This is a genomic window from Thiobacter subterraneus, assembly GCF_055379455.1.
The window spans coordinates 1,509,819-1,527,766 of sequence record NZ_AP042402.1 but is presented as its reverse complement, the minus strand read 5'-3'; the positions used below and the strand labels follow the sequence as shown (position 1 = coordinate 1,527,766).

General features: G+C 67.4%; 20 protein-coding genes. 8 read left to right on the top strand and 12 right to left on the bottom strand.

Annotated elements, in window-relative coordinates:
* Positions 1–79 precede the first annotated feature (79 nt).
* The 5 genes from lptB to ACZ42P_RS07635 are packed head-to-tail and all read right to left on the bottom strand — an operon-like array spanning position 80 to position 3,544.
* Entirely contained in the window at positions 80–802 is a 723-nt protein-coding gene (lptB, locus tag ACZ42P_RS07655) for an LPS export ABC transporter ATP-binding protein (RefSeq protein WP_464896965.1), read from the bottom strand.
* Between the two features lie 22 nt (positions 803–824).
* The gene (gene lptA, locus ACZ42P_RS07650) at positions 825–1,433 is read right to left on the bottom strand and encodes a lipopolysaccharide transport periplasmic protein LptA (RefSeq protein ID WP_464896964.1); all 609 of its coding nucleotides are present in this window, start codon (positions 1,431–1,433) and stop codon (positions 825–827) included.
* Complete coding sequence (gene lptC, locus ACZ42P_RS07645; protein ID WP_464896963.1) at positions 1,414–1,989, bottom strand: LPS export ABC transporter periplasmic protein LptC; 576 nt, start codon at positions 1,987–1,989, stop codon at positions 1,414–1,416. Before lptC ends, lptA begins: the two co-directional genes overlap by 20 nt.
* Positions 1,986–2,543, bottom strand: a complete 558-nt coding sequence (gene kdsC / locus ACZ42P_RS07640; RefSeq protein WP_464896962.1) for a 3-deoxy-manno-octulosonate-8-phosphatase KdsC — start codon at positions 2,541–2,543, stop codon at positions 1,986–1,988. The genes lptC and kdsC overlap by 4 nt, the downstream gene beginning before the upstream one ends.
* 8 nt (positions 2,544–2,551) lie before the next feature.
* Positions 2,552–3,544, bottom strand: a complete 993-nt coding sequence (locus ACZ42P_RS07635) for a KpsF/GutQ family sugar-phosphate isomerase (RefSeq protein WP_464896961.1) — start codon at positions 3,542–3,544, stop codon at positions 2,552–2,554.
* A gap of 60 nt (positions 3,545–3,604) precedes the next feature.
* On the opposite strand from ACZ42P_RS07635, the gene ACZ42P_RS07630 reads away from it, so the two are divergent.
* Positions 3,605–5,575, top strand: a complete 1,971-nt coding sequence (locus ACZ42P_RS07630) for a monovalent cation:proton antiporter family protein (protein WP_464896960.1) — start codon at positions 3,605–3,607, stop codon at positions 5,573–5,575.
* 9 nt (positions 5,576–5,584) lie between these two features.
* Here ACZ42P_RS07630 and ACZ42P_RS07625 read toward each other — a convergent pair whose 3' ends face one another.
* The 3 genes from ACZ42P_RS07625 to ACZ42P_RS07615 all read right to left on the bottom strand — a co-directional run bounded on the left by ACZ42P_RS07625 (position 5,585) and on the right by ACZ42P_RS07615 (position 7,849).
* Complete coding sequence (locus ACZ42P_RS07625; protein ID WP_464896959.1) at positions 5,585–6,265, bottom strand: prepilin-type N-terminal cleavage/methylation domain-containing protein; 681 nt, start codon at positions 6,263–6,265, stop codon at positions 5,585–5,587.
* A 98-nt stretch (positions 6,266–6,363) separates the two neighbouring features.
* Positions 6,364–7,080 (bottom strand): hypothetical protein, encoded by a 717-nt coding sequence (locus tag ACZ42P_RS07620; protein ID WP_464896958.1) that lies wholly within the window; start codon positions 7,078–7,080, stop codon positions 6,364–6,366.
* Positions 7,081–7,105: 25 nt separating this feature from the next.
* Positions 7,106–7,849, bottom strand: a complete 744-nt coding sequence (locus ACZ42P_RS07615) for an ABC transporter permease subunit (protein ID WP_464896957.1) — start codon at positions 7,847–7,849, stop codon at positions 7,106–7,108.
* Between the two features lie 68 nt (positions 7,850–7,917).
* Between ACZ42P_RS07615 and ACZ42P_RS07610 the strand changes: the two genes are divergently transcribed.
* Positions 7,918–9,657: a sensor histidine kinase gene (locus ACZ42P_RS07610; protein WP_464896956.1), complete on the top strand. Its 1,740-nt coding sequence runs from the start codon at positions 7,918–7,920 to the stop codon at positions 9,655–9,657.
* Positions 9,658–9,665: 8 nt separating this feature from the next.
* Here ACZ42P_RS07610 and ACZ42P_RS07605 read toward each other — a convergent pair whose 3' ends face one another.
* Together ACZ42P_RS07605 and ACZ42P_RS07600 are read right to left on the bottom strand one after the other, a co-directional pair.
* Positions 9,666–10,388 (bottom strand): prepilin-type N-terminal cleavage/methylation domain-containing protein, encoded by a 723-nt coding sequence (locus ACZ42P_RS07605; protein WP_464896955.1) that lies wholly within the window; start codon positions 10,386–10,388, stop codon positions 9,666–9,668.
* Complete coding sequence (locus ACZ42P_RS07600) at positions 10,385–11,554, bottom strand: trypsin-like peptidase domain-containing protein (protein ID WP_464896954.1); 1,170 nt, start codon at positions 11,552–11,554, stop codon at positions 10,385–10,387. The genes ACZ42P_RS07605 and ACZ42P_RS07600 overlap by 4 nt, the downstream gene beginning before the upstream one ends.
* Before the next feature lie 14 nt (positions 11,555–11,568).
* Here ACZ42P_RS07600 and ACZ42P_RS07595 point away from each other — a divergent pair, with 14 nt between their 5' ends.
* From ACZ42P_RS07595 to ACZ42P_RS07570, 6 genes are all read left to right on the top strand, one after another.
* Positions 11,569–12,315: a Nif3-like dinuclear metal center hexameric protein gene (locus ACZ42P_RS07595; RefSeq protein WP_464896953.1), complete on the top strand. Its 747-nt coding sequence runs from the start codon at positions 11,569–11,571 to the stop codon at positions 12,313–12,315.
* 102 nt (positions 12,316–12,417) lie between these two features.
* Positions 12,418–13,008: a ubiquinol-cytochrome c reductase iron-sulfur subunit gene (petA, locus tag ACZ42P_RS07590; RefSeq protein WP_464896952.1), complete on the top strand. Its 591-nt coding sequence runs from the start codon at positions 12,418–12,420 to the stop codon at positions 13,006–13,008.
* Positions 13,009–13,012: 4 nt separating this feature from the next.
* Entirely contained in the window at positions 13,013–14,248 is a 1,236-nt protein-coding gene (locus ACZ42P_RS07585) for a cytochrome b (protein WP_464896951.1), read from the top strand.
* A gap of 23 nt (positions 14,249–14,271) precedes the next feature.
* The gene (locus ACZ42P_RS07580) at positions 14,272–14,985 is read left to right on the top strand and encodes a cytochrome c1 (protein ID WP_464899382.1); all 714 of its coding nucleotides are present in this window, start codon (positions 14,272–14,274) and stop codon (positions 14,983–14,985) included.
* Positions 14,986–15,132: 147 nt separating this feature from the next.
* Positions 15,133–15,732, top strand: coding sequence for a glutathione S-transferase N-terminal domain-containing protein (locus tag ACZ42P_RS07575; RefSeq protein WP_464896950.1), 600 nt, complete (start codon positions 15,133–15,135; stop codon positions 15,730–15,732).
* Positions 15,733–15,885: 153 nt separating this feature from the next.
* Complete coding sequence (locus ACZ42P_RS07570; RefSeq protein ID WP_464896949.1) at positions 15,886–16,329, top strand: ClpXP protease specificity-enhancing factor; 444 nt, start codon at positions 15,886–15,888, stop codon at positions 16,327–16,329.
* On the opposite strand, the gene ACZ42P_RS07565 is transcribed toward ACZ42P_RS07570, so the two are convergent.
* Entirely contained in the window at positions 16,322–16,546 is a 225-nt protein-coding gene (locus ACZ42P_RS07565) for a hypothetical protein (RefSeq protein ID WP_464896948.1), read from the bottom strand. The two genes, ACZ42P_RS07570 and ACZ42P_RS07565, sit on opposite strands and share 8 nt — an antisense overlap.
* A 42-nt stretch (positions 16,547–16,588) precedes the next feature.
* Positions 16,589–17,899 (bottom strand): MFS transporter, encoded by a 1,311-nt coding sequence (locus ACZ42P_RS07560; RefSeq protein WP_464896947.1) that lies wholly within the window; start codon positions 17,897–17,899, stop codon positions 16,589–16,591.
* Positions 17,900–17,948: the final 49 nt, after the last annotated feature.

Sequence of the window (17,948 nt, the reverse complement as noted above, 5' to 3'; positions counted from 1 at the left end):
GCCCGAGCCCGAATGCTCCTTCAGGCCGGCTGCGTCAGAACCGGCAGCGATGCATTCCGGGTAAAGGGGAGGTTCGGGCTCAGAGGCGAAAGTGCTCGCCGAGATACACCCGTCGCACCGCCTCATTATAAACAATTTCATCCGGCTGTCCGCTGGCGAGCACCGAGCCCTCGTTGATGATGTAGGCCCGGTCGCAGATACCCAGGGTTTCCCGGACGTTGTGGTCGGTGATCAGCACGCCGATGCCCCGCTGGGACAAAAAGCGGATGATCTTCTGGATGTCCAGCACGGCGATGGGATCGACCCCGGCGAAGGGCTCGTCGAGCAGAATGAAGCGGGGGCGCGTGGCCAGGGCCCGGCCGATTTCCACCCGGCGCCGTTCGCCCCCCGACAGACTGGCGGCGGGGGCTTGGCGCAGGTGGTCGATGTTGAGCTCGGTGAGCAGCAGGGTGAGCTGGGTGTCGATTTCGGAGGGTGTGAGGGGCTGCAGCTCCAGGATGGCGCGGATATTTTCCTCCACGGTGAGCCTGCGGAAGACGGAGGCCTCCTGGGGCAGATAGGACAGCCCCAGGAGGGCGCGCCGGTGGATGGGCAGACGGCTCAGGTCCTGGCCGTCGAGCAGGATCCTGCCTTCATCCAGGGGGGTGAGCCCCACCATCATGTAAAAGCTGGTGGTCTTGCCGGCGCCATTGGGCCCCAAAAGCCCCACCACGTCGCCGCTGTGCACGGTGAGGGAGACATCCTTCACCACCGTGCGCGCCTTGTAGCGCTTGCGCAGGCCAACGACTTCCAGCGTGCTCATGGCGGGCCGGCCGCGTGCAGGCCTAGGGCTGGCGCGGCGTGTCCGCCGGACGCAGCTCGAGCCCGTCCGCCGGCGGCGGTGTGGGGGTGCGGGATTTGGGCTGGATCACGGCGCGCACCCGGCCCTTGGGATTGGTCTCGCTCACCGCCTCCGGCCCGCCCTTCACCTGGTAAAACTCGGTTCGGGCGTCATAGGAGATGTAGCTGCCGCGCACCTCGTCCTGGCCGCGCTTGACGCGCGCGTTGGTGAACAGCTCCACGCGGTCCCGTCGGCCGTCGTATTCGATGCGCTGGGCCCAGCCTTCGATGTATTCGTCCACGCCATCCCGCTTCTGCCGGAAGCTTGCGGGATTGCCCAGGGCGGTGGCGCTGGTGAAGCCCTGGGCGTCCTGCCGCACTATCAGCTTGTCGGCCAGGATGAGCAGCGTGCCCTGGGACAGGCGCACATTGCCGGTGTAGGTGGCCACCTTGGCGGCATCGTCCACTTCCATGGTGTCCGCCTCCAGGTTGATGGGCTTGTCCCGGTCCGCTTTCTCGCCACGGGCGCCCGGCGCGAGGCCCAGGCAGACGACCAGCGCAAGGATGGCGAGGCGGGCCGAGGCGGGCCTGGCCTCAGCGGCGGGGTTTCGCATAGTGGACTTTCACGCGGGAGAGGATTTGGAAATGGCGGGTCTTGGCGTTCAATTTTAAGCCAACGCCGGTGATCTGGGTATGCGCATCGGTGATGGTCACCGGCTGGTCCGTCACGGCCAGCTCCTTTTCCGGCTGGATGTGCAGGTAGGACGTGGTGAGGGTGAGCTCGCTGCGGTCGCCCTGGGCTTCACGGATGATGCGCACGTGATCGCGCAGGTGGACCTCCTCGCCGTCGCGGCTGACCGTCCCCCTTTGCGCGAGGGCATGCAGCGGCGGGGCGGTGGGGCTGAACCGCGTGAAATGGGGCCGTTCCAGCTCGCTGGTCTCGGTATCCGGATAATGGGTCATCTTCACCGCGGCCAGGGTGAAGCGCGGCTTGCCGTCCTCGCCCAGCCGTACCGCGCTGAAGTTCTCCACGATGAAATCCGGATCATGCCGGGTGCTGCCATCGCGCTTGGGCGGTGGCGGCTCCACCACCTGCGCCAGCCAGTAGGTGAGGGCCGCGAACAGCCCCAACAGGCCCAGGGCTGCCCAAGCGGCGAGATCGCGGTTCATTTGAGGTAGGGGGCGAGCTGCGCCTCCCAGGTGCCCTGGGCGCGCATGATGAGTTCGCACACTTCGCGCGCCGCGCCGCGGCCACCGGGCAGAGTGGTGATGTAGTGGGCGTATTGCTTGACGATGTCCGGGGCGCCGGGCACCGTGATGGCCAGGCCGCAGCGGCGCATCACCGGCAGATCCACCACGTCATCGCCCATGTAGGCGATGTGCTCGGGCGCGATGTCCAGTTCGCCGAGCAGGTGCTGGTAGGCTTCCAGCTTGTCCTCCGCGCCCTGGTAGAGATGGGTGATGCCCAGATTGCGTGCCCGGTGCACCATGAGCTGGGAATTGCGCGCAGTGATGATGGCGAGCTCCACCCCGGAACGCTTGAGCATCTTCATGCCGTGACCGTCCAGGGAGAAGAAGGCCTTGATCTCCTGACCGTCGTCCGTGAGATACAGGGAGCCGTCGGTGAGAACCCCGTCCACGTCGAAGATGACCAGGCGCAACTGCTTGGCGCGCAGGTTCACGTCGTCCAGGGAAAGCACGTTGGCGGGCGGATGGCGGGTCATGGCAGGGCTCACACGACACCGGCGCGCATCAGGTCGTGCATGGAGAGCGCGCCGATGAGACGGCCCGCGCCATCCACCACCAACAGGCTGTAGATGTTGTGGGCCTGCATGCGCTCCACCGCCTCGGCGGCCAGACGCTCCGGGGCGATGGTGCGCGGGTTGGCGGTCATCACCTCCGCGATGCGGGTGGTGTGGATGTCGCAGCCGCGGTCCAGGCTGCGCCGCAGGTCACCATCGGTGTAGATGCCCACCACACGGTCGTCGGCGTCCACCACCGCAGTCATGCCCATGCCCTTGCGGGTCATCTCCAGCAGGGCATCGCGCAGGCTGGCTTCCGGTCGCACCCGCGGCAGGGCCTCGTCTTTGCGCATCACGTCCGAGACGTGCACCAGCAGCCGCCGGCCCAGCGCCCCGCCGGGGTGGGAGCGGGCGAAATCCTCGGGGCCGAAGCCCCGTGCGTCGAGCAGGGCCACCGCCAGGGCATCGCCCAGGGCGAGCGCCGCCGTGGTGCTGGCGGTGGGTGCCAATCCCAGCGGGCAGGCCTCGCGCGCCACGCTGGCGTCCAGATGCACGTCCGCCTCCCGCGCCAGGGTGGACTGGGGCCGCCCGGTCATGCTGATGAGCCGGGCGCCGGTGCGCTTGATCAGGGGTACGATGGTGAGCAGCTCGGGACTTTCGCCCGAGTTGGACAGGGCGATCACCACGTCGTCGCGGGTGATCATGCCCAGATCGCCGTGACTCGCCTCCCCCGGATGCACGAAGAAGGCGGGCGTGCCGGTGCTGGCCAGGGTGGAGGCGATCTTGCGCGCGATGTGGCCGGACTTGCCCATGCCGCTCACCACGACCCGGCCGCGGCAATTGAGCACCAGATCCACCGCCGCGAGAAAGCGGTCGTCCAGCCGCTCGGCCAGGGCGGCCACCGCCTGGGCCTCGATGGTGAGCACCTCGCGCGCCAGCTCCAGGGCCTGGGGCCGGGCATGTTTGAGCGCATCGAATGACATGGGGCGCAAGTATAGCAGCGGCCGCCCGGCAGGCGGCGCTTGTTATACTCGGCCGCAACCATGCACGACACGCTGGAACTCGTCCTCATCCTGCTCGCCGCGGCGGTGCTCATCGTGGCGTTGCTGCGCACCTTGAGACTGCCTTCGCTTTTGGGCTACATGGCGGCAGGGGTGGCCATCGGCCCCCACGCCTGGGGACTCGTGCCGGACACGGCGGAGTCCCGTTATCTCGCCGAATTCGGCGTGGTGTTCCTGATGTTCAGCATCGGCCTGGAATTCAGCCTGGCGCAGCTCAAGACCATGCGCAACGTGGTGTTCGGTCTGGGCGGGCTGCAGGTGGGGGTGACCACCCTTGCGGTGCTGGCGATCGCCCTCGCGCTTGGGATCGACTGGCGCGGGGGACTGGTGCTGGGCGGCATCCTTGCCATGTCTTCCACCGCCATCGTCAGCCGCCTGCTCGCCGAGCGCTACGAGCTGCAGTCGCGCCACGGCCAGCAGATCGTCGGGGTGCTGCTGTTCCAGGATCTGGCCGTGGTGCCGCTTTTGATCCTCATTCCCGCACTCGCGCGCGGCGACGATGCGCTCGCCATGACCCTCGCCGCCGCGGTGCTCAAGGCGGCGCTGGCGCTGGCCCTCATCCTGTTCTTCGGCCAGCGCCTGATGCGCCCCTGGTTCGGTCTGGTGGCCGCGCGCAAGACCCCGGAGCTGTTCATGCTCAACGTGTTCCTGGTCACCCTGGGACTGGCCTGGCTCACGGAGCGTGCCGATCTTTCCCTGGCGCTGGGCGCGTTTTTGGCCGGCGTGCTCATCTCCGAGACGGAATACCGCTACCAGGTGGAGGCGGACATCAAACCGTTCCGCGACGTGCTGCTGGGCCTGTTCTTCATCACCATGGGCATGCAGCTCGACCCCGCCCAGGTGATGCACCAGCTGGGCTGGGTGCTGGCCGTCACGCTGGCGCTGGTGCTGGGCAAGCTGGCGATCGTGGCGGGACTTGCGCGACTCATGGGCGCCAGCACCGCCGATGCCTGGCGGGTGGGGCTGTCGCTCGCGCAGGCGGGTGAATTCGGCCTGGTGTTGCTCGCCCTGGCCACGGCGCACGGGCTGCTCGCCGCCGGCGTGGGCCAGGTGGTGCTGGCGGCGATGCTTTTGTCCATGGTCGCCGCGCCCCTGGTGATCCAGCACAGCGACGCCCTGGTGCGCCGGCTGTGCGCCAGCGAATGGATGAGCCGCGCCGCCGAGCTGCATGCCATCGCCGCCACCAGCTTCGGCCGCACCGGCCACGTCATCATCTGCGGCTACGGGCGCAGCGGGCAGATCCTGGCGCGCCTGCTGGATCAGGAACAGGTCCCCTTCATCGCCCTGGACCTGGACCCAGTGCGGGTCAAGCAGGCCGCCGCCGCCGGCGAGAGCGTGGTGTACGGCGATGCCGGACGGCTGGAAGTGCTCATGGCCGCGGGCCTGTCCCGGGCGCGCATGGTGGTGGTGACCTATGCCGAGGTGCCCTCCGCCCTCAAGGTGCTGGGCGTGGTACAACAGGCCCGGCCGGGTCTGCCCGTGGTGGTGCGCACCCTGGACGATGCCCACATGGACCAGCTCATCGCCGCCGGTGCCCAGGAAGTGGTGCCCGAGGTGCTGGAGGGCAGCCTCATGCTGGCCTCCCATGCCCTCATGCTGCTGGGCGTGCCGCCGTCACGGGTGGTCAAGCGTGTGCGCCAGGTGCGGGAGCAGCGCTACAGCCTGCTCAAGGCTTTCTTCCTGGGTTTGAGTGAGGCGACGGAGGAGGGGGCCGAGACCGTGCAGCCGCGGCTCTACACCGTCACGCTGCCGGAACACGCCCCCACTTTGGGGCGCACCCTGGGCGAGCTGGAGCTGGACAGCCTGGGCGTGCAGGTCACGGCAGTGCGGCGCCGCGGGGTGCGTGGCGTCGAGCCCGGACCGGACCTGCGGCTGGAGGCGGGGGATTCGTTGATCCTCATGGGCCTGCCGGACGACCTCGCCCTGGCCGAGCTCAGGCTCACCCGCGGCTAGCGGGGACGCTCAGAACAGGGTGACGCCGCCGCACACGGTCTGGGCGCCCGTGTTGTCCCAGGCAGGAGGGGTGGCGCTGGTCACGCAGGTGGAGCTGCTCGGCACGTTCCAGCCGGAATAGCGGAAGCTGCCGCTGGCCGGATTGCCGTCGTCGATCTTGCGGTCCACCTCGGCCAGCACCGTGCTGGGAATGTTGATGCCGGTCTTGATGTTGTGCACCGCCGGCGGATTGGCCGCGGTGGCCATGTAGTTGTTGTCAAAGATGAGCTGGATCAGGCCGCCGAAAGGGTTGGCCGGCGAGTTGTTGGCATCGGCGGAGGTGCCGGTGCCAGTGTAATTGCCGGTAATGAAACCTGACTTGGAGAGGTGGTACCACGCGCAGATGTATTCCGGCGAGCCGGTGGTGGTCTTGTTCTCGATCAGACTGTTGCCATCACCCCCGCACGTCGTGCCGGCCCCCGGGATGTTCTGGTTGGCGAGGTTGGCGGGATAGTCGCCGGGAACGCCCCGGTAGCGGTCCTGGAAGCCGAAGAAGGCGGCCTTGATGCCGTCCTGCTGGGCGATGATGTTGCGCACCCGGGCATTCTGGATCAGTTCCTGACCCTTGAGCACGCCGCCCAGGAGCAGGCCGATGATCACCAGGACGATGGCGATTTCGATCAGGGTGAAGCCGCTCTGCCTTGCCTTCATCACAGTCATTCCAGGATTGTTGTGGTTGTGGTGCGCTAGCCACGCAAGTTTCATGCCACGGCAGCACGACGGCATTTCGGGGAATGGGTGCCGCCCGTTCACGGCGCGGCGTCCGGCGGCTGTCGTGTTTTCGACGGGGATGACGGATTTTCGTCGGCGCCCCGGCGTTCCAGCTCCAGCAGGGTTTGGGTGAGGAAGTGGCGTTCCCGGGGGTCGGTCACCGCGCCCGAGGCGAGCCAGGCCCCGAGCTCGATGCGCGCGGCTTCCACTTCTCCCAGGTCGGCCAGGATGAAGATGGGCATCTGGCGCGCCCAGTGGGGCACGCCGGGTTCCCGTGCCCGTTGCGCCACTTCGCGCGCGTAGGTAAGTGCCAGGCGCGCGTCCCCGAGCCGGTGGCGGGCCACCAGGGAGGCGTGGGCGAGCCAGCGCCAGCGCCGGTCGGGATCGGCCCCGAAGGCGCGGCGCACGAATTCTAGCATCTGCCGCACCCTGGCCGGGTCGGGAACCTGGCTGTAAACGTGGCTGGCCAACAGCAGGGGATAGTCGGCGTGGGGGTCCAGGGCGAGCAGGGTGGCGAGCCACGCTTCCAGGGACGTGTAGTCCAGCTGCACGAAGGGTGTGCTCGCGCCCGGGGTGTCGTCCGCGGTCTGCAGCCACAGGGCGAGCAGACCCGCCAGGGGCACCGGTTCCCCCAGACTCAGGGCGCGCAGGACCGGCGCCGGCGGCGGTGGGCCGAGGGCGCCCGGGCGGGGCGCCGGCAGCGGCTCGGCCATGCGCAAGGCAAGCTGGCCTGCCACAAGCAGGATGAGCAGCAAAACGAGCCCCCGGTGGGGGGGGCGTTCACAGGTCGCGCCGGGTGACATCGACGGCCGCCGCGGTGAGCAGCAGGGCACAGTAGAGGAGGCTCTGTACGAGCGCTGCCGCCAGCCCGCCGGTTTCACCCAGCAGGCGCGCCGAGGCGGCGAAGCCGTCCAGCCGCGGCAGCAGCCAGGCCACTGCGTCGGTGAGGGGGACAAGCCACGGGGTGCTCGCTCCCCCGCCGTGGGCGAGGAGCTGCAGACCCCCGATGCTGCGCGCGAGCAGATAGAACCCCAGGGTGAGCAGCAGGGCCGGCAGCCACTGGCGCAGGCTGAAAGCGGCGAACACCGCCATGGCCGCGACGATGCAAAGCTCCAGCATTAGGCTCACACTCCAGCCCAGCACCAGCCTCGGCGGCGCGCTCAGGGCAAGCAGAAAGCCGCTCGCCAGGGCGAACACCAGCGTCACCGCCGCGAAGCCCAGGAACTTGCCCAGCAGATAGCGCGTGCGCGGCAGGGGCAGGGAGAGGAGCAGCAAATGTCCCTGTTCGTTGAACTCCCGCACCACGGCGCCGATAATGAGCGCCGCCGTGACCAGGGCGCAGGCGAGCCGGCTGGTCGCGGCCAGGAACGTCATTTGCAGGCGCTGGCTGTCGGTGAGGGCGAGCTCGCGCAGGAAGAGACTGACGCCGAACAGGACGATGAGCGTCAGAAGCGCCCACAGGAGACTGCGTGCCCGCAGGGCTTCGAGGGCAGTGTGACGGACGATGGCGAGGATCTGGCTCATGGGCGACCTCGCCGATGGTAACAAAACGGGCCGCGCCCCGGCGCGCCCGCAACGAAATGGACCCAGGCATGACCGAATCCCCCCGGCCGGGCCGACCGGACTGGCTGCGTGACCGGCCCCACTTCTGGCTGGGGCTGATGCTCCTCAGCCTGCACGCCTCCCTGGCCTGGGGGGTGGAGCCCTGGTGGGCACGGGCCTTCATGCTGACCCATCTGGGGTTTTTCCTGCTCTGGCAGCCGGTATGGCGCACGGACCAGGCGGTGGGCCCCCTCTCCGGCGCGGCGCTGGCCCTGCTCGCCGCCCTGCTGGTGCTGGGCACGAACTGGTGGACGGCCGTGCTGTGGATCGGTGTGCTGGTGGGGCTCGTCGGGGGGCGCGCCTTTGGCATCGAGGATCGGCGCACGCGGCTTGCCGCCCTGCTGGCCGTGACCTATCTCCTGGGCATCCTCCTCACCTGGGTGGTGCCCCACCTGTTCGAAGCCGAGCCCGTGCCGGCGCCCGTAACGGCCCTCGTGCGCTTCGGCCTGCCCGTCTTTCCCCTTCTGCTTTTGTTCCTGGGAAGCGAGGCGGCGGCCCCGGAACGCCCCCACCTGGTGGATTTCATCTACAGCCTGATGCTGTTCCTGCTGGTGCTGGTGCTGGTGCTGGGCAGCTTCGCTCTGAAGGTGGTGAGCGGCAACCACTACCTGCTGGCGCTGGCCGGCACGCTGCTCGCCCTGGCCGCCCTGCTTCTCGTGCTGGCCTGGCTGTGGCAGCCGCGCGCGGGTTTCGCCGGCTTTGGCCAGCTCCTGTCCCGTTATCTTCTGAGTGTGGGCCTGCCCTTCGAGGACTGGCTGCGCAATCTGGCCCGGCTGGCGGAAGCCGAGCGCGAGCCCGAGGCGTTTCTCAGGCGGGCCATGGGGGAGATCGAGCAACTGCCCTGGGTGTCCGGCGGCAGCTGGCGGACTCCGGAACTCGAGGGCGAATTCGGTCTGCCCACCGCCCACTGCCTGGAAATCTCCCTGCGCCGGCTTGCCGTGGATCTCTACACGCGCAGCCATCCCGCCCCTGCCCTGATTATGCACACCCGGCTGCTGGTGGAACTGATCGAGTTCTTTTACGAAGCCAAGCTGCGCGAACGCGAACAGCGCCAGAACGCCTACATGCAGGCCATTCACGAGACCGGGGCGCGTCTCACCCACGACGTGAAGAATCTGCTGCAGTCCCTCACCACCCTGTGCCGGGCGGCGGAGTCCAGCGAGGCGGACCAGGCCGAGGCGCTGCAGGCCCTCATGAAGCGCCAGCTGCCCCTGATCACGGCGCGCCTGGACCAGACCCTGAAGAAACTGCGCGCGCCCCAGCTGGTGGGCAAGGAGGAGGCGCCGGCGCGCCAGTGGTGGGCCGCCCTGTGCACCCGTTACGAAGACGCGGACATCAGCTTCGAAGCCGAGGGCGAGCCGGACGACACACCCATCCCGGTGGATCTGTTCGACAGCGTGGCCGACAACCTCCTGCAAAACGCCCTGAAGAAACGCGCCCAGCAGCAGGGCATCCTGATCCGGGTGCGCTTCGCCGCCGGCCCCCGCCGCGCCCTCACCGTGTGTGACACGGGACTGCCCATGAGCCGCGAGACGGCGGCACGCCTGCTGGAAGCCCCCGTGGCCTCCACCACGGGTTTCGGCATCGGCCTTTACCAGGCCGCGCGCCAGGCGGAGGCCCTGGGCTATCAGCTCAGGCTCCTGCACAACGAAGTGGGACGGGTATGCTTCGAGCTGCGCCCTGCGCTGCGGCTGGTAGTGGCCAACGACCATCCGGCGCCGGCCTCCTGACGGCGGGCTCAGGGCAGACGGCCCCCGGCGACCATGCGATCGAACAGGACGTAGGGGGAGAGCCAGACGACGATGTCGTCGAATTCACCCGCGGGTGTGCCGGTGGGTGTCGCGGCGCGGCTGACGAAAGCGCCGGTCGCATAGCCCGGGGCATGGGTGTTCTGCAGCTCGTCCGGGCTGGTGGGGGCGGGTGAAGTGGCGTTGGCCCCCGGCTCGGTGTTGGCAGATACCGCGCCGTAGCCGTTTTTGCCGTGGGAGACGATTACGGCGGGAAGGTCTGTGGCCAGTGCGGCGCCGCCGGCACAGTTGGCCGCTGAACACACCCTCAGGGTGCCGGTGGTGGAGAGGGCGAAGGGTGTGCCGGAATCGGCGAAGGCGGGTGTGACCTGATAGCGGAAGTGATTCCCCCAGGCGTCCTGGGCGCCGACACCCAGGGTGGCCCAGGGCAGGTTGCCTTCCGCCACGGCGCAGGCGGTGCCCGTGCGGTCTTCCACCCCGTCGTTGCCTGCCGGGCCGGTCATTTGGTCAGGGCAGGGCAGCCAGCCATGGGCGACGGCAAAGCCGATCAGCGCCTCCCTGATCTCGTCCATTGTCTTCTGCGTCTCTGCGATGCGCCGCTGCTCCACCTGGGTCGCGAAAGGGACCAGCAGGCTGCCCAAGAGCAGCACCACGATGAACAGCACCACCGCCATCTCGATCAGGGAGAAGCCCCGGATGGCGGCCCTTCTCATGGCTGATCTTCCTCCAGGTCGCGGCGCGGCATGGGAGGACGGCGGGCGATCACGATCTGCACTTCCCGTTCGCGTCCCTGACGCAGGAGCGTGGCGCTGACGCGTCGCCCCGGCGCAAGCTGGGCGATGGTGGACAGGGCGGCGTTGGCATCCGGCAGGGGTTTGCCGTCGATGCGGAGCAACACGTCGCCCGGCTGCACGCCCGCCTGGTCGGCAGGCCCGCCGCGCAGCACACCCACCACCAGGGTGCCCCGCACTTCGGGCAGCTTGAGGCTCTGGGCCAGTTCGGGGGAGAGATCGCGCATGGAGACGCCGATCCAGCCGCGTACCACGGCGCCGTGCTCCAGGATCTGGGTCATCACCTGTTGCGCCAGGGTCTCCGGAATGGCGAAGCCGATGCCCAGTGAGCCGCCGGTGCGGGAGAAAATCGCGCTGTTGATGCCCACCAGGGCACCGTTGGTGTCCACCAAAGCACCGCCGGAGTTGCCGGGGTTGATGGGGGCGTCGGTCTGGATGAAATCCTCGAAGGTGTTGATGCCCAGGTGGCTGCGTCCCAGGGCGCTGACGATGCCCATGGTCACTGTCTGGCCCACGCCGAAGGGATTGCCGATGGCGAGCACCACGTCGCCCACTTCCAGCCGGTCGGCATGGCCGAACTCGATGGTGGGCAGATCGGGCAGATCGATCCGGATCACGGCGAGGTCCGTCTCCGGATCGGAGCCCACGATCCTGGCCGGCGCAGTACGGCCATCGGCGAGCAGCACTTCGATGGCGTCCGCGGACTCGATCACGTGTTGGTTGGTGATGATGTAGCCGCGGCGGTCCACGATCACGCCCGAGCCCAGGCTGGCCACCCGCTGGGGACGGCTGGGGAAGCGGTCGCCGAAGAAGCGGCGGAACAGGGGATCGTCCAGCAGGGGGTGGGGCGCGGACCGCACCTCCTTGCTGGTGTAGATGTTGACCACTGCCGGCATCGCCTTTTTCGCCGCGTGGCGGTAGGATGCGGGCGCCGGCAGGGACCCTGCCGGCGCGACGGCCACCGGCGCGCGCTGGGCCACCGGTGCGGCCTCGCGCCGCAGGAGCTCCGGCCGGAACACGCTGATCACGAACAGGGCCGCGACGCACAGGGTGGTGAACTGGGCGAACAGCAGCCAGAGCTTTTTCATTGGGAGACGAGGCAATGCGGCTGGCAGACCTGGACCATTATACGCGCACGCTGCTGGACACCGCCCGCTTCCGGGACTACTGCCCCAACGGTCTGCAGGTGGAGGGCCGGCCCGAGGTGCGGCGCATCGTCACCGGGGTGAGCGCAAGCCGCGCCCTGCTGGAAGCGGCCATCGAAGCGGGGGCCGACGCGGTCATGGTGCACCACGGCTATTTCTGGAAAAACGAGCCGGCCCCCATCGTCGGCGTCAAGCGCGCGCGCATCCGCCTGCTGCTGACCCATGACGTGAGCCTGTTTGCCTTCCACCTGCCCCTGGATGCCCATCCCGAGCTGGGCAACAACGCGCAGCTGGGGCGGCGGCTTGGCCTTAGGGTGCAGGAATGGGCGGGGGAGCAGGGCCTGATCGCCGTGGGCGAGCCGGAAACACCCTGCGTGCTCGAGGCATTCGCGGCACGGGTGACCCAGGCCCTGGGGCGGGCGCCCCTGGTGGTGGGGGCGCCCCAACAGCCCATCCGGCGCATCGCCTGGTGCAGCGGCGGCGCCCAGGGCTGGTTCGAGACGGCGGCGGCTCTGGGCGTGGACGCCTATCTCACCGGCGAAGCCTCCGAGCACAACGTGCACTTCGCCCGGGAATCCGGCGTGGCCTTCCTCGCCGCCGGGCACCATGCCACCGAGCGGGACGGCATCCGCGCCCTGGGGGAGCATCTGGCCGCCCAATTCGGGCTCGAACATCGTTTTATCGACCTCCCCAACCCTGTCTAACTTGATGAAAATCAAAAAGATACGGGAATGGGGCTTCTAATTGCCCAGGGCTTTTGGTTAGAATGCCGCTTTTGCCTTTTCACCATTTCGACAGGACGGGATATGAGCAACCAAGGAGTCAATCGCACCCGCCGCCGTCTCATCGTCGCCACCTCGGTGGTGGGTGGGGCGGGCGTGCTGGCGGCGGCCTGGCCGTTCATCGCCAGCATGAACCCCAGTCAGCGGGCCAAGGCCGCCGGCGCCCCGGTGGAGGTGGACATCAGCAAGATCGAGCCCGGCAGCTACGCCACCGTGGAATGGCGCGGCAAGCCGGTGTGGGTGATCTACCGCACCAAGGAAATGCTGGAACTCCTGGACAAACACGACGACCGCCTGTCCGACCCCAAATCCGAAAGCTCCATCCAGCCCGAGTACTGCAAGAATCACCGGGCCATCAAGGACCAGTACATGGTGGTCATCGGCATCTGCACCCACCTGGGTTGCTCGCCGAGTCCCAAGCTCAAACCCGTTTCGGACAACGAGACCGGCCCCGACTGGCACGGCGGTTTCTACTGTCCCTGCCATGGTTCCCGCTTCGACCTGGCGGCGCGGGTGTTCAAGGGCTCGCCCGCGCCCACCAACATGGTGGTGCCTCCCCACCGTTACGTGACCGATACCCGCATCCTGATCGGCGAAGATACCAAGGGAGCGTAAGAACATGACCAAGATGCAGCAACTCCTCGCCTGGGTGGACGAGCGCTTCCCCCTCACCGCCACCTGGAAGGCCCATCTCTCCGAGTACTACGCGCCGAAGAACTTCAACTTCTGGTATTTCTTCGGTTCGCTCGCCCTGCTCGTGCTGGTGATCCAGATCGTCACCGGCATCTTCCTCACCATGAACTACAAGCCGGATGCGGGCCTGGCCTTCGCCGCGGTGGAATACATCATGCGCGACGTGGACTGGGGCTGGCTGATCCGCTACATGCACTCCACCGGCGCCTCCATGTTCTTCGTGGTGGTGTATCTGCACATGTTCCGCGGTCTCATGTACGGCTCCTATCGCAAGCCGCGCGAACTGATCTGGATCTTCGGCGTGCTGATCTACCTGGCGCTGATGGCCGAGGCCTTCCTGGGCTATCTGCTGCCCTGGGGCCAGATGTCCTTCTGGGGCGCCCAGGTGATCGTCAACCTGTTTGCCGCCATTCCCGTGATCGGTCCCGATCTGGCGGTGTGGATCCGGGGTGACTACGTGATCTCCGACGCCACCCTCAACCGCTTCTTTGCCTTCCACGTGATCGCCCTGCCGCTGGTGCTGATCGCCCTGGTGTTCGTGCACCTGGTGGCGCTGCACGAGGTGGGCTCCAACAACCCCGACGGCATCGAGATCAAGAAGAAAAAGGATCCGAATACCGGCAAGCCGCTGGATGGCATTCCCTTCCACCCCTACTACACGGTGAAGGACATCTTCGGCGTGGTGGTGTTCCTGATCGTGTTCTCGGCCATCATCTTCTTCGCGCCGGAAATGGGGGGCTATTTCCTCGAGGCCAACAACTTCATCCCGGCCGACCCCCTGAAGACGCCGGAGCACATCGCCCCGCTGTGGTATTTCACGGCTTTCTACTCCATCCTGCGGGCGGTGCCGCCCATCCTGGGCTCCCAGTTCCCCGGGGTGGTGGCCATGGGCGCGGCCATCGTGCTGCTGTTTTTCCTGCCCTGGCTGGACAAGTCGCCGGTGAAATCCATCCGCTACCGCGGCGTGCTCTACAAGACCGCCCTCACCCTGTTCGCCATCTCCTTCATCGGGCTGTCCTATCTGGGCATGCAGCCGGTCACGCCGGTGTACACCGTGCTGGCACGGGTGTTCAGTGTGATCTACTTCCTGTTCTTCCTGCTCATGCCCTGGTACACCAGGATCGACAAGACCAAACCGGAACCGGAAAGGGTGACTGGATAATGAAACGCAAACTGATCCTCTTCATGCTCGCGTGGCTTCCGGCCGTTGCTTTCGCCAGCGGTGCGGCGGTGCATCTGGATCGCGCGCCCGTCAACGTCAACGACAGGATCTCCCTGCAGAAGGGCGCCCGCCTGTTCGTCAACTACTGCCTCAACTGCCACAGCGCCAACTACATGCGCTACTCGCGCCTGACCGACCTGGGGCTGACCGAGCAGCAGATCGCCGACAACCTGCTGTTCACCCGGGAGAAGGTGGGCGAGCCCATGACCATCGCCCTGCGCCCGGCGGACGGCAAGGCCTGGTTCGGCGCCACGCCGCCGGACCTCACCGTGATCGCCCGCTCGCGGGATCCGGACTGGCTCTATACCTACCTGCGCAGCTTCTACCGGGATCCGTCGCGTCCCACCGGCTGGAACAACACTGTGTTCCCCAACGTGGGCATGCCCCACGTGCTGTGGGAGCTCCAGGGAGAACAGGTGGCCCGCTTCAAGACGGTCAAGGATCACGAAGGCCGCGAGCAGCACGTGTTCGACCGGTTCGAGCTGGTCAAGCCGGGCAAGATGAGCCGTGCCGAGTACGATGCCGCCATGGGTGACCTGGTGAACTACCTGGTTTACATGGGCGAGCCGGCCCAGGCCCAGCGCAAGCAGCTGGGCATCATCGTGATCTTCTTCCTGCTGGGCCTGGCGGTCCTCACCTACTACCTGAAGAAGGAGTTCTGGAAGGACGTGCACTGAAGGCACCGCGAACGGCCCATGCAGGGCCTGGCCGGGCGGGGGCGGAACGGCGGTTCCGCCCCTCGTCCATTGTGGCCCCGCCCTTGAACCCGCGCCGCCCTGCCCCATCTAATGGGGCCAGTGAGCATACGCTACAGGTAAACGCCTATGATGACTTTGTATTCGGGGACCACGGACCCCTTCAGCCAACGCTGCCGCATCGTGCTCTACGAAAAGGGCATGGATTTCCAGGTCATCGACGTGGACGTGGAAAACATGCCGGAAGACATCGCGGTGATGAACCCCTACAACCGCGTGCCGGTGCTGGTGGAGCGCGACCTGGTGCTGCACGAAGCCAACATCATCAACGAGTACATCGACGAACGCTTCCCCCATCCCCAGCTCATGCCGGCGGATCCGGTGATGCGCGGGCGGGCGCGGCTGTTCCTGTTCCGCTTCGAGAACGAACTGTTCTGCCACATCGACACGCTGGAAAAGGGTCCCAAGAAGGAAGCGGACAAGGCGCGTGCCATCATCCGCGATCACCTGACCCTGATCGCGCCGGTGTTCCAGAAGCAGAAATACATGCTGGGCGACGAATACTCCATGCTGGACGTGGCCATCGCCCCCCTGCTGTGGCGCCTCGACTATTACGGCATCCAGCTGCCCAAGCAGGCTGCTCCCGTGCTCAAATACGCCGAGCGTCTGTTCTCGCGGCCGGCCTTCATCGAGGCCATGACGCCGTCGGAAAAGGCGATGCGGAAATGAGGCTGGGCATCCGGGGCGCCCGGCGGAAAGGTAAGGCGATGACCGGCAGACGCAGGGCATGCAGGCTTCACCCGGCCGCTCATGCGGCCCTGCGCGGCTTTCCCGACCCAGGCCCCGGCGGCCGCTGCCCTGCGCGCGTCTAAGCCTACACCCATGTTTGAGCCTTCCACCAAGCCCTACCTGATCCGTGCCATCTACGAGTGGTGCGTGGACCAGGGTTACACGCCCTACCTGGCGGTGCAGGTGGATGCCCGCACCCGCGTGCCCATGGAGTACGTGAAAAACGGCCAGATCGTGCTCAACATCAGCTACACGGCCACCCACAAGCTCAAGATCGACAACGACTTCATCCGCTTCGCGGCGCGTTTCAACGGCGTCTCCCGCGAGCTGGAAATCCCCATCGAGGCCGTTTCCGGCATCTTTTCCAAGGAAACCGGGCAGGGGATGTTTTTCCAGGTCCCGGAACAGGCGCCCCAGCCTGAGGCCGGCGGGGGGCATCCCGCGGCCGGGGGTGGAACCTCGCCGATGACGCCCGGCGGTGAGCCGCCCCAACCGCCCAGACCTCCCCGCGGCGGGCACCTCAAGATCATCAAGTAAGCGGCAGCCGGTTCAGCACTGCGAGCCAGCGCTGTCGGATCGCGGCCAGGTCCGCTCCTTCCACCCGGCCGAACTGCCGGCGTTCCGGCGCCTCCACCAGTGCATTCCAGTGGCGCAGGGTTGGCGGCTGTGGCGGTCGGCCATGGGCGCGCATCGACGGCGACACGTCGGGCACGATGCTCAGGTCCAGGTCATGCCGAGGCGCGGCGGCGCGCACGTCCCGCCCGGCGGGCGGCCGACAGCCGCGGTCCGGCCGCCTTCATTGCGCCGGATTGAGCCGGGGGTGGGTCTCTTCGCCCGCCAGCCGTACGATCAGGCCCGACACGAACATGGCGCCGGCGACGAACCAGAAGCCGGAGGCCAGGCTGCCGCTGGCATGCGCCACCCAGCCCAGCAGCAGCGCGCCGACGCCGTAGCCGCTGTCGCGCCAGAAGCGGTAGATGCCGATCGCCGAGCCGCGCCAGTTGGGATGGGCGATGTCGGCCACCGCGGCGGAGAGGTTGGGGTAGAGCAGGGCCATGCCGAAGCCAGTGACCGCCGCGGAGGCCAGCCAAATGGCGATGTGGTCGCCCAGCAGCATCATGCCCACACCCGCGCCGCACAGCCACATGCCCCAGACGATGGGCCGCTGCCGGCCGATGCCGTCGGACAGCCTGCCCGTGAAGAACTGCGAGCCGCCCCAGACGAAGCCGTACACGCCGACCACCCAGCCGATGTGGGCAAGGCTCAGGCCGCGCTCGTACAGGTAAAGCGGGTACACCACCCAGATCAGGGCATCGACGAATTTCTCCACCAGTCCGGCCTGGCTGAGAGCGGCCATGCGCCTGTCGCGCCAGCTCATCAGTGTGAACACTTCCCAGGTGGTGGGCTGATCGGAGATGTTTTGGGGATAACGCGGTTTCGGACCGCTGGTCTTGCCCGCCGCATGGCGCGCACCCTCGGCCTTGGCCCAGGGCAGGGTCTCCTTCACCCACAGCGCGGTCAGCAGCAACGCGCCTGCGATCACCACCGCGCCGAATACGAACAGCCCCATGCGCGGACCGAGCGCAGCCGCCAAATAGCCGGTGACGATGCCGGCGATTGCCACGCCGACGTAGCCGGCGAATTCGTTGAGGCCGATGGCCAGCCCGCGCTGGTCGGCTCGGGTGAGGTCCAGCTTCGAGGTCTGTGTCATCGACCAGGTGAAGCCCTGGTTCATTCCCAGCAGCACGGTGGCGGCGACGATCCAGTTCCAGCTCGGTGCGTAGAGGATGATGAAGGGAATGGGGATGGCCGAGGCCCAACCGAGCAGCAGCACGGTCTTGCGGCCCATGCGTTCCGACAGCCGGCCGGCGACGAAATTGAGTGCGCCCTTGACGAAGCCGAAGGCCACCACGAAGGCCATCAGCAGGCCGAACGAGCCTTTGGGCACGCCGAATTCGGATTCCGCCAGCGCGGGCACCACGGTGCGCATCATGCCCAGCGTCAGGCCGACCAGGAACACCTGAAACAGCTGGTGCAGGAATTGGCCGAGGTTGTCGCGGATGCCGTGCAGGTATGCGCGTTCGGCGGGCATGTAAGTTGCGTTCATGGGATATTCCGGTGCCGAAGGCTTCAAACGCTGAGGGCGCGCAGGAACG

What these genes read in the sequence shown, in the direction of transcription:
- lptB (WP_464896965.1), bottom strand. Translation starts at nt 802, where the DNA reads ATGAGCACGCTGGAAGTCGTTGGCCTGCGCAAGCGCTACAAGGCGCGC.
- lptA (WP_464896964.1), bottom strand. Translation starts at nt 1,433, where the DNA reads ATGCGAAACCCCGCCGCTGAGGCCAGGCCCGCCTCGGCCCGCCTCGCC.
- lptC (WP_464896963.1), bottom strand. Translation starts at nt 1,989, where the DNA reads ATGAACCGCGATCTCGCCGCTTGGGCAGCCCTGGGCCTGTTGGGGCTG.
- kdsC (WP_464896962.1), bottom strand. Translation starts at nt 2,543, where the DNA reads ATGACCCGCCATCCGCCCGCCAACGTGCTTTCCCTGGACGACGTGAAC.
- ACZ42P_RS07635 (WP_464896961.1), bottom strand. Translation starts at nt 3,544, where the DNA reads ATGTCATTCGATGCGCTCAAACATGCCCGGCCCCAGGCCCTGGAGCTG.
- ACZ42P_RS07630 (WP_464896960.1), top strand. Translation starts at nt 3,605, where the DNA reads ATGCACGACACGCTGGAACTCGTCCTCATCCTGCTCGCCGCGGCGGTG.
- ACZ42P_RS07625 (WP_464896959.1), bottom strand. Translation starts at nt 6,265, where the DNA reads ATGAAGGCAAGGCAGAGCGGCTTCACCCTGATCGAAATCGCCATCGTC.
- ACZ42P_RS07615 (WP_464896957.1), bottom strand. Translation starts at nt 7,849, where the DNA reads ATGAGCCAGATCCTCGCCATCGTCCGTCACACTGCCCTCGAAGCCCTG.
- ACZ42P_RS07610 (WP_464896956.1), top strand. Translation starts at nt 7,918, where the DNA reads ATGACCGAATCCCCCCGGCCGGGCCGACCGGACTGGCTGCGTGACCGG.
- ACZ42P_RS07605 (WP_464896955.1), bottom strand. Translation starts at nt 10,388, where the DNA reads ATGAGAAGGGCCGCCATCCGGGGCTTCTCCCTGATCGAGATGGCGGTG.
- ACZ42P_RS07600 (WP_464896954.1), bottom strand. Translation starts at nt 11,554, where the DNA reads ATGAAAAAGCTCTGGCTGCTGTTCGCCCAGTTCACCACCCTGTGCGTC.
- ACZ42P_RS07595 (WP_464896953.1), top strand. Translation starts at nt 11,569, where the DNA reads ATGCGGCTGGCAGACCTGGACCATTATACGCGCACGCTGCTGGACACC.
- petA (WP_464896952.1), top strand. Translation starts at nt 12,418, where the DNA reads ATGAGCAACCAAGGAGTCAATCGCACCCGCCGCCGTCTCATCGTCGCC.
- ACZ42P_RS07585 (WP_464896951.1), top strand. Translation starts at nt 13,013, where the DNA reads ATGACCAAGATGCAGCAACTCCTCGCCTGGGTGGACGAGCGCTTCCCC.
- ACZ42P_RS07580 (WP_464899382.1), top strand. Translation starts at nt 14,272, where the DNA reads ATGCTCGCGTGGCTTCCGGCCGTTGCTTTCGCCAGCGGTGCGGCGGTG.
- ACZ42P_RS07575 (WP_464896950.1), top strand. Translation starts at nt 15,133, where the DNA reads ATGATGACTTTGTATTCGGGGACCACGGACCCCTTCAGCCAACGCTGC.
- ACZ42P_RS07570 (WP_464896949.1), top strand. Translation starts at nt 15,886, where the DNA reads ATGTTTGAGCCTTCCACCAAGCCCTACCTGATCCGTGCCATCTACGAG.
- ACZ42P_RS07560 (WP_464896947.1), bottom strand. Translation starts at nt 17,899, where the DNA reads ATGAACGCAACTTACATGCCCGCCGAACGCGCATACCTGCACGGCATC.